The following is a 13,758-nucleotide window of genomic DNA, read 5'->3' on the forward strand; positions in this document are numbered from 1 at the left end:
ATTGCTTCCCTGTTTTTTTATTGCGTATGTAGTTAAGGAATCAATTTAATTCGATCGGTTTTCGGTGCATTCAGCGGTGAGTATTGCACCACATATTTTTCTAAGGCATCGATATCTTGTCCGCCACCGACTGGATTTTTACCTTCTTTTAATACCGTGAAGTTATCACCACCATCAGCAAGGAAACTGTTGACCGTCACACGATAAACCTTACTATCATTCAGCGATTGTCCTGCAACCAAGATATTGCTGGCGCGTGGTGAAGTCGAGTTGTCTTTCTTATACGAATAACTGAACTCTTTTGATGGCTGTAAGATACGAACTGTGGCTGCGTTTGCACCAGACCATTGCTGTTCTAACACGTCACGGATCTGTTTACCTGTTAGACTCAGCGTCACAATTGAATTACCAAAAGGCTGTACGGTAAAGACATCACCAAAGGTGATCTGATTGCTGCTATTCACCAATAAGTCGGCACGAACACCCCCCGGATTCATCAGGGTAAAGTCAGAACCTTGATTACTTGCTGCGAGTGCCATGGCTTGTTGTGCATCAGCAATTAAGTTTCCGAGTGGACTTTCACCACTTTCGGTGGCATTACGATTAATCACAGCATTGGCTGTACCGACCACACGGGCTGAAATGGTGGTGACGGCCTGACGATATTTATCCAGAATCGCCTCAATGCTTGGGGTTTTATTAAATTTTTCGTATAGATCCGTCAAGTTCACTGTGGTTGTACCAGAGGTATAAGCTTCACTTTGAATTGGAACTTGTTTGGCATCCTTCTTAATCACATCACCTGTTTTACCATCCAGTTCTAACTGAATATTGGTAATGGCTGTGCCGTATTGGCCCGCAGAAGTAAGTAAGAACGGTTTTTGTGGATTCTTAGTGGCATAGTCACAGATATAAGACTGATGCGTGTGGCCAGAAACCACCACATCGACTGCAGGATCTAAGCGATCGAGGATACCGAGTAATGGGCCACTGAGGCCATCACAGGTTTTTTTATTAAACTTGGTACTAGGTGCAACACCTTCATGCACCACCACCACAATCGCTTCAATCCCTTGTTTTTTTAACTCAGGAATCAAGGCATTCACAGTATCTGCTTCGTCATGGAAATCGACATCTTTGATGCCCGCCGCGGATACGATGCTTGGTGTCGCTTTCAGAGTCATGCCAATAAAGGCCACTGGAATGCCACCATAGGTTTTGACTTTATAAGCAGGGAACAAGGTTTTCTTGGGATCAGCCTTCATTGAGACATTGGCAGCCAAGAAATTGAATTTGGCCCCCTCAAATTTTGGATTGATCTGGCAGGGTTTTGCACTGGTATATTGCTGACAGCCACCATTTTGCAAACGACGTAATTCATCTGTCCCGCGGTCAAACTCATGATTACCAACGGCATTGAAATCAATCTGAATATCATTCATGGCTTCAATAGTGGGTTCGTCCAAGAACAACGAGGACGTGAGTGGTGAAGCACTAATCAAGTCGCCTGCTGAAACCACTGCATTGTTTGGATATTGCGCACGTAGCTTTTTAATTGCGTCAGCAAAATAACTGACTCCACCAACAGGAATACGTACGGTTTTACTGTTATCAGTTGGATCATCTGCTTCAATGAAACGTTTTGGTGGTTCTAAATTACCGTGAAAATCATTGAAGGCGAGAATGTTGATATTCTGATTTTTACGTTCAACGGTCGGTGTCTCGTTATTGTCATCATTGTCGTTACAAGCTGTTAAAGCAAGCATCATGAGACAGAGCACGTTTGCTTTTAATAGTCGTTGAGTCATCATGGTTTTTGATCGAGTGGTATAAGATTGTTTTTTAAAATAAAAGGTCTGTATGAATATTTGATGAAATTGTGAGCTAAAAAAGTCCATTAAGGGCTTGGATTTATCCGGTAAAATGTGAATTTCGTTGCAGTTATTTATATAAAAATAGTAGTAAATTTGATCACTTACAGTCTATTATGGGCGTAGATGCGACCTAGCAATCATGGAATATAAAATGGATTTGATACAAGCCAATGGTCAACCGCGTTACGGACGTTTTGAGCAAGTCCCTTCGCGGATTAATCTGGACGACTATATTTATAAAACGCCTTTTGGGCAGGTGCTAACAGGCTGGCGCAAACAACTTAAATATAAAAAATTTAAATTCTGTGGTTTGCAGCATGAGCACTACAGTATTGGGGTTGCGATTGTTGATTTGTCTTGGGCAGGGCATGGTTTTTTCTATGTCTACGACCATCAATCAGAGAAAGTGATTGAGTGGAATGCGATTCAGCCATTGGCTCTAAAGACCCAATTGGATGAACAGCCCTTATTTAGCCAAAGTTCGTTTAAAAAATCGGCTTATCAATTCGATATGCAGCATGCCAATGGGGTGCGCTATATCCAAGTGACCAAACATGGTGAAGTACAACTGAAGGCCCGAATTTTTTGTGCGGGCACGGATGCCTTAAGTTTGTGTAGCCCAACGGGAATTAATGGCTGGACTTATACCCAGAAGCAAACCACATTGGCGGTTGAGGGATTCTTTATCAGCCCAGATCGACAACAGATTGAATTTAATGCCCATAGCCTTGCGGCTTTGGATGATACCTGTGGTTTTTTGCGCCCTGAAACAGCTTGGTTTTGGTTGTCTTGCCAGTTCCGTGATGCGCAGGACCGTCGGATTGGCCTTAATCTGGCTTCAGGAGTCAATGAAAGTTTTGGTAATGAAAATGCCTTATGGGTGAATGGTCGTTTGTTTCCACTGACGGATGTTTTATTTGAACAGCAAAATGAAAACACTTGGTCGATTCGTTCTTTGGGTGGATGTTTGAATTTGATGGTGAAAACAGGCTGGTGTCGTTTTGAAAATATTAATTTACGGTTGATCGGCAGCCAATTTAATCAATGGCAAGCCAAAGTTAGTGGGACGGTTGCTCATGAACAGGTTGAATTGGTGTCATTAGATAATGAATATGGTTTGTTAGAACAGCATTATGCGAAGTGGTAGCTAGTGAAAGAAAAAATCCCCTCAATTGGAAGGGGATTTCTTTATGTCTAATAATGAACTAAAGCCCTGCCTGCCAAAAAGCTTCACCCGCAGCAATCGGATCATTGGTTTTAGCTAAAGTATCAATCCAAACATCATACTGGCGAATAACTGGATGTTGATTTGGATGGAAATCCTTTTTAAACCAGTCGCTATATTGCGCTCTTTTCGCCGTTAAAATACCGTTACGACCAAAGAACCACGGTAAACCTTTACGTGCCATATCAAAACGTTGTCTTAAGTTAAAACCATCGGTTTTGAGCATCACATCGGTACGGTACAAGGTAAAACCAAACATCATCACCGTGGTGAATACCAAGGCAAAGCGACGGGTTGCTTCAGGCACTTCACCGACTTCGCGCATCACATCAAAAGCCACATCGCGATGCTCCATTTCTTCAATCGCATGCCAAGCAAAAAGCGCACGTACAAATGGATCTGCTTCTGCTAAGGTTTCTTTTTTACTATAGAAGGTATCGGCCATTAGTGCAGTTAAATGCTCTGCTGCTGCGGTCATGGCAATGTTGTATTGCGGAGAACGGTTCTTGAGTTCAAAGCGAAAGATTTTCTTTAAACGCGTGGTGAACTGATCTACAGGCATGCCTTGATCTTTCATGACTTGGTTCATTTTGTCATGTGCAATGCCATGTTGTGCTTCCTGACGGATAAAATCAGCAACACGTTCCTGCAAGTCTGGATCATCAATTTTGTCACGGAATAAACGGACACATTCGATAAAGTAGCGCTCGCCATCAGGGAAGGTAAGACTTAAAGCATCAAACATACGAGTACGGAATGGATCACCTCCAAACCAGAAGCGCGGTGCTTGGTCGAGGTGGAAGTCCAGTTTGGTTCTGACAACAGGATCAACTTGATAGGAAACATGTGCATTCATCTTGACTATTCCTTGTTTTTCTTCATGCACTCAGTATGGAAAAAGTCCGATGAAATGTTTTGACAGTTACAGCCAAGTTTTATACAAATAACGACAGATCAGGATGAGATTGGCGTATGTCAGTTAAAATAATCATTGGATATTTGCGTTTGTTTAATCGTGTTTTACAACAGGAACAAATTGATTTGTCTAAAGTTGTTGCACCTGAACTTTGGCAATCCTTTCAAGCCTGTTTGGAAAATCCTGATGAGCGTGACTTTGACGTCGAGCGCTATGCCTTGTTGTTACAGGCCGCTCAGCCACACTTTACTCGTCCGATTACTTTGGTATTGGCGGAGCATGCCAATTTACAAGATTTGGGGCTGATGGGCTATCTGGCATCGACCAGTATTGATCTACAACAAGCACTTCAACTATTACAACGCTATTATTCTTTGGTCTTTAAACAAACCAATTTAGAACAACTCGATGTGCAGCAATTTTCTGAATATATTCAAATTGTTTGGAGTGCATCCTATAGTGACTATCGGGAAATGTACGAGTTAAATTTGGCCTTGATCTTTAAAATTTCACAATCGATTGTGCAGGATGCTTTAGTACCACCGCAGATGATCCAATTTGGCTATGCGCCGCATACTGCGCTTTATCATTTTGAAAAATTCTATGGTTGCCCAATTCAGATTCAGCAGGGGCAATATGCGATTCGTTTTTCCAATCAAATTTTGAAGGCAAAAAGTATTGCTGCCGATCTGCAACTGAATCAAGTGTTATCCACTCAAGCGCAGCATTCATTGAATAGCGTTAGTTCTTTTGAAATCCAACAGCAGCAATTTCGTCAAAAAATACATGGCTTTATTGAGCAAGGTTTATTGCAGCAGGAAGAGGTGTTGCAAAGTTATGTGGCCAAGCGTTTGCATTGTTCTGAACGGACTTTGCAACGTCAGCTCAAAGCCCATGAACTGAATTTTCAGGATGTACTTGACCAGTATCGTTTGGAGCAGAGCAAGCTATATTTGCAGCAAGGTAAGTCTTTTTCTGAGATTGCGGAGCGACTGAATTATGCCGATCAGAGTGCGTTTGGGCGGGCGTTTAAGCGTTGGACAGGAGTTACTCCAAAACAGTTTTTAAAGTCTCTTTAGATTTTAAATGAATCTTTCCACTGGGCGTAAGTCTTATTTAAATAGAAATTTTCTCAACAGAGTCTTGCTGTATTCTCACCTAATTATTGGATAAACCTTCGGTTCGACCTACTTTTGTTTTGGCAAAAGTAGGCAAAACCATTGTCATTCACATGAGGAGCGATTGAAGCTCCGCAAGGTTCACTTCCTCGTTCTTGCGCTTCACCAAAGCTTCAGTCGCTTTGGCTTGCTCAGGTTGTGAACGACATTTCCGAGTCTCGTATTTTGCACAGGATTTAACGTGTTTTGAGGCGTGGATAATTAAAGACAATTGCAAGGACTGCGCAAATTGCAAGGATCCAGCAATAATAAATATTGCCAATCAATTCAACGGGCGAAAGTTTGGCAATCGAACAGGCCAACAGCAGTTGCGCGCCGTAGGGGATAATCCCTTGAACCACACAAGAAAAAATATCCAGCAAAGCCGCACTGCGTTTAGGGTCAATGCCGTATTCTCTTGCCACTTCACGCGCCATATCGCCCGATAAAATAATTGCAACCGTATTATTGGCCACAAATAAATTCGAGAATACCACCAGAAAGCTAATCCCTAATTCACCAGCACGTTGTTTACCGAATTTGAATAGGCGTGTAATGGCATAGATACGTTGGATTAACCACTGCAAACCACCTTCTTTTTGCATCAAGGTGGATAACCCACCGAGTAACATGGAAAGTAATGCCACCTCAAACATGCTGACAAAGCCATCATAAATTGCACTATTCAGTTTGAGGATATCAAAATCTGGCTTTTCAATTAGGCCCATCAAGCCCGATAAAATCACTCCGATCATCAGCACTGCGAGGACATGCAGGCGGGTAAAAGCGAGGAAAAACACAGCCAGATAAGGCAAAATCAGCCAGAGATCATAAGGGGTTGATTGAATTGCTTCCGCCTCATGGCTCATCGAAATGTAGACCAATAAGGTAATAATGGCCGCAGGGAGTGCAATCCAGACATTGACTCTAAACTTATCTCTCAGCTCAACATTTTGGCTACGCGTTGCAGCAATGGTGGTATCTGAGATCATCGATAAATTGTCGCCAAACATGGCACCACCGACTACAGCACCAATGGCATATACTGGCGCAATATCCGTGGCTTGGGCAAAACCAAAGGCGATCGGGGCACAGGCGGCAATGGTGCCCATCGATGTTCCCATTGCCGTTGCAATAAACGCAGCAATAATAAACAGCATCGGCAAGACAAATTCTGGTGAAATAAGCGAAAGCCCTAACTGTACTGTTGCATCGACACTGCCAATAGCACTGGAGACACTGGCAAAAGCGCCTGCCAGCATAAATACCATAAACATCAGAATTAGATTGGGGTGACTGGCACCTTGCAAAAATTCTTCAATTGCTGCATTCAGTTTTTGTTTATATAACAACAACGCCAAAATCACGGCTGGAATGGCTGCGACAGGTGCTTTGACTTGATAGAAGGCAAATTCTGTCCCAATGATTGAATGATAGACACCACTCCCGAGAAAGATGATCAAAAATACCAATAGCGGTAGCAAAGCAAGGGCATTGCTTTGTACTTTTTCCTGAGAGTGGGCAGACATAAAAATAAAAAGAAAACTTAAAAATTGCGGCTAGTATAAAGGAGCTTGGCTGATTTCTAAAATGCAGTGTAATCCGCTCAAAATTAGGAAGCTTTGATCATTGAGAAAAAACTCAAAATATAGATAAATGTAGCAAGGCTGTTGTAAGTAGCAAGATTCACTGTCGCAATCACGTCAAACTCTGTTCAATGAACAAAAAATAGCGTTACAATGCAGTGTTTTTGTATGACTACAAACAACTCCTTAATTTATATAAATCAGGAAAGCATAATCCTATGTCACGTCTTGCCACTCGTTTTGAACAGCTTAAATCTCAGCAACGTAAAGCGCTTGTTTCTTATGTTATGGCAGGTGACCCGCATCCACAGGTAACCGTTCCATTGCTTCACCAAATGGTTGAAGCGGGTGTCGATGTCATTGAACTGGGTCTTCCATTCTCTGACCCAATGGCAGATGGCCCTGTGATTGCTTTAGCCGCTGAGCGTGCTTTGGCTGGTGGAACCAATACCTTAGATGCATTGGATATGGTGAAAGCCTTTCGTGAAAAAGATCAAACCACACCAGTGGTATTGATGGGATATTTAAATCCTGTTGAAGTGATTGGTTATGAAAAGTTTGTTGCTTATGCGAAAGACTGCGGTGTTGATGGAGTGCTTTTGGTGGACTTACCGCCAGAAGAGTCTAAGCAATTAGGTGAAGTTCTTCAACAAAATGGAATGGATCAGATATTCTTGCTTGCACCTACTTCAACCGACCAACGTATCCAACATGTGGTCAATCAGGCGAGCGGCTTTGTTTACTATGTGTCACTCAAAGGTGTGACAGGTGCAGCAACTTTAGATACCTCTGAAGCAGCAGCGCGTATTGCAAAAATTAAGTCTAAGACCAATGTGCCCGTGGGCGTCGGTTTCGGGATTAGTGATGCTGCGTCTGCAAAAGCGATGGGTCAAGTTGCCGATGCCGTGATTGTAGGAAGTGCTTTCGTTAAATCTTTTGCGACATTGCCAGCGGATGAAGCTGCGCAACAGACGGTGAATAAAGTGAAGGAGCTTCGAGCTGCGCTCGATGAGTTAGTATGAGTCAAGAGTTAACATCAGGGAAGGTTCTTAACCCTTCAACACCTTGGACTGAGCGTCATGTCCCTGGTATTCAGGTTGCAGATCAACAGCAGATATTTAAAGCGACCTTTACTGAGCCTACGATTGAATGTCCTGAGTGCCATGCGCTGGTAACACGTACTGCAATGTCATTTAATGCCTATGTGTGTCCTCAGTGTGATGAGCACTTACGGATGCGTGCACGTGATCGTTTGAACTGGTTCTTTGATCAAGTGAATGGCGAGTTGGGGCAGGAGTTTAGTGCCAAAGACCCATTAAAATTTGTGGATAGCAAACCTTATCCAGATCGTATGCGTGAAGCACAAGACAAAACTGGCGAAACCGAAGCACTTGTTGTTATGCAAGGTTCACTCAAAGGTTTGGACTTGGTTGCGTGTGCATTTGACTTCGACTTTATGGGCGGTTCAATGGGTACCGTGGTTGGCGACCGTTTTGTACAGGCCGCTGAACGCGCAATCGCGTTGCATCAACCAATGATCTGTTTTGCTGCTTCTGGCGGTGCACGTATGCAAGAAGGCATGTTGTCTTTGATGCAGATGGCGCGTACTGCGGCTGCAATCCAAAAAATGAAAGAAGCGCGTGTTCCATACTTGGTGGTATTAACCCATCCAGTTTATGGTGGTGTGACCGCTTCATTGGCAATGCTCGGCGATGTGCATATTGCTGAACCGAAAGCGATGATTGGCTTTGCAGGTAAACGCGTGATTGAACAAACAGTACGTGAAAAACTGGAAGAACCGTTCCAACGTGCAGAATATTTGCTTGATCATGGTGTGGTCGATCAGATCGTTCATCGTCATGCATTACGTGATACTGTATACAGACTTGTCGCTAAGCTGATGAATTTACCTTGAAACCACTCGCTCCACATTCAACAGACACATTAACAACATGGCTCGATTATTGGGGCCATGTTCATGTTACAGGCATTGATTTAGGTTTAGAACGCGTCTTTCCCGTTGCTGAAAAGCTCGGTGTGATGCAACCTCAAGCGAAGGTGTTTACCGTCGCTGGAACCAATGGTAAAGGTTCAACCACCACAACTTTGGCTGCGATTTTAAATGCGCAAGGTTACAAGGTTGGCCTGTATCAATCACCGCATATTTATCGTTTTAATGAAAGGGTAAAGTTGGCGGGTGTTGAAGTTGATGATCGAAGTCTGGTTGATGCTTTTGTTTTAGTTGATCAAGCACGACGTGAATGTGGTTTAAGTTTATCTTTTTTTGAAGCAACCACCTTGGCTGCTTTTTTGATTTTTAAACAGCAACAATGTGATGTTTGGGTGCTTGAAGTCGGCCTAGGCGGTCGTCTTGATGTGGTCAATGTGATCGATCCTGATATTGCTGTGATTACCAATATTGGTCTAGATCATGTAGATTGGCTCGGCGACACCGTAGAAAAAATCGCATTTGAAAAAGCAGGGATTATTCGTCCGAATATTCCAGTGGTGTTCGCGGGTCAGCAACAACTGCCGCAAGCCATTCAAGATAAAGTGGTTGAAACCCAAGCTCAGCTATATGCTTTGAATCGAGATTATTTTTACCAGCAGAATGATGATGGCCAAACTTGGTCATTTGCGTCTTCTGGCACAACCTTACAGCTTCCTGTTGGACAACTGGCACTCGACAATATTTCTACCGCAGTAGCTGCTGTATTGGTGAGTGGTGTTGAGGTTTCTCAAGCAGCGATTGCTACGGGGATTCAACAAGCACGCTTACAAGGTCGTTTTGAAATACGACAAATCCAAGATAAAACCGTAATTTTTGATGCTGGGCATAATGCGCATGGCGTCGAATTTTTATTGAAGCAGTTGCGAAAATTCTTAAAATACAATAAACAGTACACAGAAGTTGTTGCAGTATTTTCAATGTTGGCCGATAAAGACATTCCATCGGTCACTGATTTACTAAAAACAACAGTAAAAGATTGGTTTATTGCTAATTTAGATGTGCCTAGAGCCGCACCAGTGCAACAGATACATGATGCATTGCAAGGGCAACAGGTATATGAGTTCGGCAGTATCCAGCAAGCGTTTGAAACTGTGCTGAAACAAAGTAATAACAATCAGCTGATTTTAGTCTGTGGTTCGTTTCATACTTTAGAAGCGGTCTGGGAGTATTTAGAAGAATGTCGATGAATAACAAACAACGTTGGATGGGCGGCGTTGTTCTACTCGGTGGTGGTGTTTTATTAGCTGCATTGCTGTTAAAGGGCAATGATGAAATTGAGCAAGATCACACGCAAGCTCCAGTTACTCATCCGATTCCCAAAACTGAGACTAAACCGAAAACGGCACAGCCAGCTCAAGATAGCGAAATGGTATCATTGCAACCATTGGCTGTCGATGTGGAAACAGAAAAGCGGTTACTGGAAGAGCAGCGTCGTTCACGTGAAAAAGCGGTGGCTGAACAAGAAGCGCGTGCGGCTGAATTCTTAAAGATGCAGCAGCAGGCCGAAGCTGCAGCAGCACGTAAAGCTGCAGAAGAATATGCGGCGATTAATGCACGTCGTACTGCAGCTCAAGAAAGCTCGGATAATATTCCGCCAGAATTGGTTGAAGATGAAAAAGCCAAGGCTCAACGACTTGCGGATGAAAAACGTAAAGCGGATGAAAAGAAGCGCGCTGAACAACAGAAAGCAGATCAACAAAAGTCTGATGCTGATAAGAAGTTAGCGGAAGACAAGCGTAAAGCAGAAGCTGACAAAAAAGCAGCAGAAGACAAACGTAAGGCAGAAGCGGATAAGAAAGCTGCTGAAGATAAGCGTAAGGCAGAAGTGGATAAGAAAGCCGCTGAAGATAAACGCAAAGCAGAAGCAGACAAGAAAGCAGCAGAAGATAAACGTAAGGCAGAAGCAGAGAAAAAAGCTGCTGATGAGAAAAAACGTAAAGCTGACGAAGATAGCAAGAAGAAAGCTGAGGCTGAGAAAGCACGCGATCTGATGGAAAATGGTGATAAAAAGTGGATGGTACAAGTGGCATTGGCTGCAAACCAAGCCAATGCAGACGCTGTTGTGTCGAAATTACGTGCTAAAGGCTACAAGGTAACAACCAGCCAGACCTCTAAAGGGATCCGTATTATGGTTGGTCCTGCTAAGGATCGTGATACTGCGGATAACACGCGTAAGAAAATCACAACGGATGAAAGCTTAAATATGAAATCTGCTTGGGTGATTGATTGGGTTCCGCTTGACCAACGATAAACCTTGATCATCCCCTAGATCAAATCAGGAACACATCACAGGCTTTATTTATGCTGTGAGTGTTCCATTAAAATTAAATAGGGGACTCGCGATCATGAATACAGCGATCAAAATATTAGAACGATTTGTTTTTTCGCAAGATTCTGATGTTAGTGCACTGTCTGGTGTTGCCTGTATAGGGGACGATGTTTATTTTGTTGGTGACGATGTTTGTTACTTACTCAAAACCAATCGAAACAACACTATTGATAGTGCAACGGTTTTTGAGAAAGTTGCGTTATCTGAGTCGTCTGAGCAAATATCATTTAGCGTATTGAGCAAAGCAAAAAAGCCTGATTTTGAAGCATTAAGTTGCATCACCTTAGATGGGCAACAGCAATTACTGGTGATGGGATCAGGTTCTACCGAAAATCGAAAACAAGCATTACTTTATAATCCATCTAACAATCAAATCCGCATTTTTCTGGATGCAGTTGATTATCACTTTTTAGAAAACAGTGTTGAATTAACGGGTGGAGCTGAACTGAATATAGAAGCAATCTGTTCAGACCATCATCATCTCTATATCTTTCAACGTGGCAATATTAATCGCCATCACGGTGTTTTAGTTTTTGATTTAGCTGAAATTCAAGCAGGAAAATCGTTAGAAAATGCGTTTATCAACTCGCTTAATCTCAACTTGCCTGAGATTGAGGGTGCTGCAAGTGGGATTTCTGATGCCTATTTCTTTGTGGATAAAAATCTAATAGTCGCCACGGCAGCGGTTGAGCAAACATTAAATACCTATGACGATGGTGATGTACTGGGTAGTTTTATTTTGCTGTTTTCGCCAGAGGGTAAAGCCTTATCTAGCCATTTGATTCAAGATGAAGACGGTAAAACGCTCGCGATTAAAGTTGAAGGAATTACTTGGTTAGAGTCGAGATCCGATGGGGAAGTATTCTTATTGGTCACGGATAGTGATGGCGGAGATTCTGAAATTTTAAAGGTCTGGTTGGCTCATTCAGTTTTTGAAAACTAGGAGGGGAAGTAAAACTTGCTTTGTGATCATGCAATTTTGAGCAGATTGATTCCTAATGACTGGATAAGCCAGTTCCTTTAATAAGCTCTATCTATTAAATAAATAGAGTTTGGTCCAAAATAATTACAATATTTAGCCAGATGGATTAGACAGTTGTTGTTGAATCCATTTAACATTTTCAGGCGTAAATAAATGATCAATGTTTTTCCAGATCACATGGAAGCCATAGCCGCCTTGTTTCATTTCTTTGACCGCATCATCAATTGACCAGTTTTCAAAAATAATCCGATACATGGCAATCGTTGCACCAGTACGGTCAGAACCATGGTAGCAATGCACTAAAATTTTATGATTCTTTTCTTTGGCTGTTTGAATCGCTTGCATGGTTTGTAATAGATCTTGACGATTGATGGCCCATGTATAAATTGGAATATGCACAAGATTAAACGGTTGATCTTTTAAAACTTTGGCATCTTCATTTCTGGCTCTGAGATTAATGACCGTATCAATATTATATTGTTTTAAGCTTGGAATGAGTTCATTGCTGGGCTGATCACTACGAAATACATCATTGCTAATTTGATAAAAATTATGCTGCTGTGAAATCAGTGTTCCCCAGTTTTTGGGACGTTGTTCATCATCTAGGCTTGAATGCTTCATGCATCCGCCTACACTGAGTGTAGCAATGAGTGTGAGGGTAAGGAGTGTTTTTTTCATATTACTGATAACGATTGAATTCGACGGGATCGTGCGCACAAATTAACTCAATGCTTGGTTCATGTTGAGCGAGATATTGTAACTGCTTGAGGTTTTGCAAACGCAGTTGATTATTTTCAGCCAATAAGCGCTCAGTGAAATCTAAAGCTCGGAGTCTATTTTTTGGATTGAGTTCCAGATGGGTGTAATAGGCATCGCCACAGAATAGGACCCAGCCATCAGTCTTTTTAATTGCAATCCCACAGTGTCCAGCAGTATGGCCAATCAGTGGAATCATCAGGATTTCCTCTTGAAATAAGGCTAATCCTTTGACTTTTTGTAGATTAAACCAAGATTCACCTTCACTATGTTCCGCAAAGCTCCAATGGCGATGTTGTTTGAATTGCTCCGTTTTATAACGGAGCTTGCCTTTGGCTGTAAGTGATTGAGTGGCATTAAATTCCGCAGCTAAGAGATGTACGGTGGCATTAGGGAAGTCTGAAATTCCGCCAGCATGATCAAAATCTAAATGGGTCACAAAAATATGTTTTACGTCACTCGGGTTAAAGCCGAGTTGTTGAATTTGTTGGATGGCAGTAAGTTTTAAATTCGGCACAATTGAACCAAACTGTTTAAGTAAACGGCCTAAACGCTGTTCAGTATGTAAATAGTCTTGAAGCCCTAGACCTGTGTCAATTAAGACTAAGCCACGATCAGTTTCAATTAACAGGCAATGACAAACCAGGTGTGCTTTCCAACCTTTTTGTCCAAATAATGGCGCGCAAGTCGGGCAGAAGCTGCCACAATGTAGATGGTGGATATTGTAGATCATGGTGCTTTTTTTATTGTGTAGCGGATCGAATTATTTTTATAACCGATTGATTCAGAAATACCAAAACAATTTTTGCTGGTATATAAAAAAGCCTATCCGGAGGATAGGCTGAGATGCATGTTATTCAGATTTAATATTATTTTCTGACTGCTTGGGTTTATCCTCTACTACGCACTCCGTTTGTCTTGC

General features: G+C 42.3%; 12 protein-coding genes. 7 read left to right on the forward strand and 5 right to left on the reverse strand.

Annotation, left to right across the window (positions count from 1 at the left end; genetic code table 11):
- Window positions 1-32 precede the first annotated feature (32 nt).
- Window positions 33-1,811 (reverse strand): bifunctional metallophosphatase/5'-nucleotidase, encoded by a 1,779-nt coding sequence (locus tag B2727_RS08390; RefSeq protein ID WP_033133893.1) that lies wholly within the window; start codon window positions 1,809-1,811, stop codon window positions 33-35.
- Between the two features lie 214 nt (window positions 1,812-2,025).
- Between B2727_RS08390 and B2727_RS08395 the strand changes: the two genes are divergently transcribed.
- Window positions 2,026-3,021, forward strand: a complete 996-nt coding sequence (locus B2727_RS08395; protein ID WP_033133868.1) for a DUF2804 domain-containing protein — start codon at window positions 2,026-2,028, stop codon at window positions 3,019-3,021.
- A gap of 58 nt (window positions 3,022-3,079) precedes the next feature.
- Here the strand turns inward: B2727_RS08395 and B2727_RS08400 are convergent, their stop codons facing one another.
- On the reverse strand, window positions 3,080-3,955 hold the full coding sequence (locus B2727_RS08400) for a metal-dependent hydrolase (RefSeq protein ID WP_005206151.1): 876 nt from the start codon (window positions 3,953-3,955) through the stop codon (window positions 3,080-3,082).
- A gap of 116 nt (window positions 3,956-4,071) precedes the next feature.
- Here B2727_RS08400 and B2727_RS08405 point away from each other — a divergent pair, with 116 nt between their 5' ends.
- On the forward strand, window positions 4,072-5,094 hold the full coding sequence (locus B2727_RS08405; RefSeq protein WP_033133869.1) for an AraC family transcriptional regulator: 1,023 nt from the start codon (window positions 4,072-4,074) through the stop codon (window positions 5,092-5,094).
- A gap of 275 nt (window positions 5,095-5,369) precedes the next feature.
- On the opposite strand, the gene B2727_RS08410 is transcribed toward B2727_RS08405, so the two are convergent.
- Window positions 5,370-6,701 (reverse strand): Na+/H+ antiporter NhaC family protein, encoded by a 1,332-nt coding sequence (locus B2727_RS08410; RefSeq protein ID WP_033133870.1) that lies wholly within the window; start codon window positions 6,699-6,701, stop codon window positions 5,370-5,372.
- Window positions 6,702-6,976: 275 nt separating this feature from the next.
- Between B2727_RS08410 and trpA the strand changes: the two genes are divergently transcribed.
- The 5 genes from trpA to B2727_RS08435 all read left to right on the forward strand — a co-directional run bounded on the left by trpA (window position 6,977) and on the right by B2727_RS08435 (window position 12,041).
- Window positions 6,977-7,780 (forward strand): tryptophan synthase subunit alpha, encoded by an 804-nt coding sequence (gene trpA / locus B2727_RS08415; protein ID WP_005192993.1) that lies wholly within the window; start codon window positions 6,977-6,979, stop codon window positions 7,778-7,780.
- Window positions 7,777-8,673: an acetyl-CoA carboxylase, carboxyltransferase subunit beta gene (gene accD, locus B2727_RS08420; RefSeq protein ID WP_005192992.1), complete on the forward strand. Its 897-nt coding sequence runs from the start codon at window positions 7,777-7,779 to the stop codon at window positions 8,671-8,673. Before trpA ends, accD begins: the two co-directional genes overlap by 4 nt.
- Window positions 8,670-9,956 carry a bifunctional tetrahydrofolate synthase/dihydrofolate synthase gene (gene folC / locus B2727_RS08425; RefSeq protein WP_005322456.1) on the forward strand — a complete coding sequence of 429 codons (1,287 nt, stop codon included), beginning with the start codon at window positions 8,670-8,672 and terminating at the stop codon, window positions 9,954-9,956. The genes accD and folC overlap by 4 nt, the downstream gene beginning before the upstream one ends.
- Window positions 9,947-11,020 carry an SPOR domain-containing protein gene (locus B2727_RS08430; RefSeq protein ID WP_004802818.1) on the forward strand — a complete coding sequence of 358 codons (1,074 nt, stop codon included), beginning with the start codon at window positions 9,947-9,949 and terminating at the stop codon, window positions 11,018-11,020. The genes folC and B2727_RS08430 overlap by 10 nt, the downstream gene beginning before the upstream one ends.
- 94 nt (window positions 11,021-11,114) lie before the next feature.
- Complete coding sequence (locus B2727_RS08435) at window positions 11,115-12,041, forward strand: DUF6929 family protein (RefSeq protein ID WP_033133871.1); 927 nt, start codon at window positions 11,115-11,117, stop codon at window positions 12,039-12,041.
- A gap of 132 nt (window positions 12,042-12,173) precedes the next feature.
- Here the strand turns inward: B2727_RS08435 and B2727_RS08440 are convergent, their stop codons facing one another.
- Both B2727_RS08440 and B2727_RS08445 read right to left on the reverse strand, forming a co-directional pair.
- The gene (locus B2727_RS08440) at window positions 12,174-12,758 is read right to left on the reverse strand and encodes a dual specificity protein phosphatase family protein (RefSeq protein WP_033133872.1); all 585 of its coding nucleotides are present in this window, start codon (window positions 12,756-12,758) and stop codon (window positions 12,174-12,176) included.
- Window position 12,759: 1 nt separating this feature from the next.
- On the reverse strand, window positions 12,760-13,569 hold the full coding sequence (locus tag B2727_RS08445; RefSeq protein ID WP_033133873.1) for an MBL fold metallo-hydrolase: 810 nt from the start codon (window positions 13,567-13,569) through the stop codon (window positions 12,760-12,762).
- Between the last annotated feature and the right edge of the window lie 189 nt (window positions 13,570-13,758).

The organism is Acinetobacter sp. UBA991 (assembly GCF_002292065.1).
Classification (GTDB): Bacteria; Pseudomonadota; Gammaproteobacteria; order Pseudomonadales; family Moraxellaceae; genus Acinetobacter; species Acinetobacter higginsii.

Bases quoted from the DNA above. Each gene is read 5' to 3' on its own strand.
- B2727_RS08400 (WP_005206151.1), bottom strand. From the start codon at position 3,955: ATGAATGCACATGTTTCCTATCAAGTTGATCCTGTTGTCAGAACCAAA.
- B2727_RS08395 (WP_033133868.1), top strand. From the start codon at position 2,026: ATGGATTTGATACAAGCCAATGGTCAACCGCGTTACGGACGTTTTGAG.
- B2727_RS08430 (WP_004802818.1), top strand. From the start codon at position 9,947: ATGTCGATGAATAACAAACAACGTTGGATGGGCGGCGTTGTTCTACTC.
- accD (WP_005192992.1), top strand. From the start codon at position 7,777: ATGAGTCAAGAGTTAACATCAGGGAAGGTTCTTAACCCTTCAACACCT.
- B2727_RS08435 (WP_033133871.1), top strand. From the start codon at position 11,115: ATGAATACAGCGATCAAAATATTAGAACGATTTGTTTTTTCGCAAGAT.
- B2727_RS08440 (WP_033133872.1), bottom strand. From the start codon at position 12,758: ATGAAAAAAACACTCCTTACCCTCACACTCATTGCTACACTCAGTGTA.
- B2727_RS08445 (WP_033133873.1), bottom strand. From the start codon at position 13,569: ATGATCTACAATATCCACCATCTACATTGTGGCAGCTTCTGCCCGACT.
- B2727_RS08390 (WP_033133893.1), bottom strand. From the start codon at position 1,811: ATGATGACTCAACGACTATTAAAAGCAAACGTGCTCTGTCTCATGATG.
- B2727_RS08410 (WP_033133870.1), bottom strand. From the start codon at position 6,701: ATGTCTGCCCACTCTCAGGAAAAAGTACAAAGCAATGCCCTTGCTTTG.
- trpA (WP_005192993.1), top strand. From the start codon at position 6,977: ATGTCACGTCTTGCCACTCGTTTTGAACAGCTTAAATCTCAGCAACGT.
- B2727_RS08405 (WP_033133869.1), top strand. From the start codon at position 4,072: ATGTCAGTTAAAATAATCATTGGATATTTGCGTTTGTTTAATCGTGTT.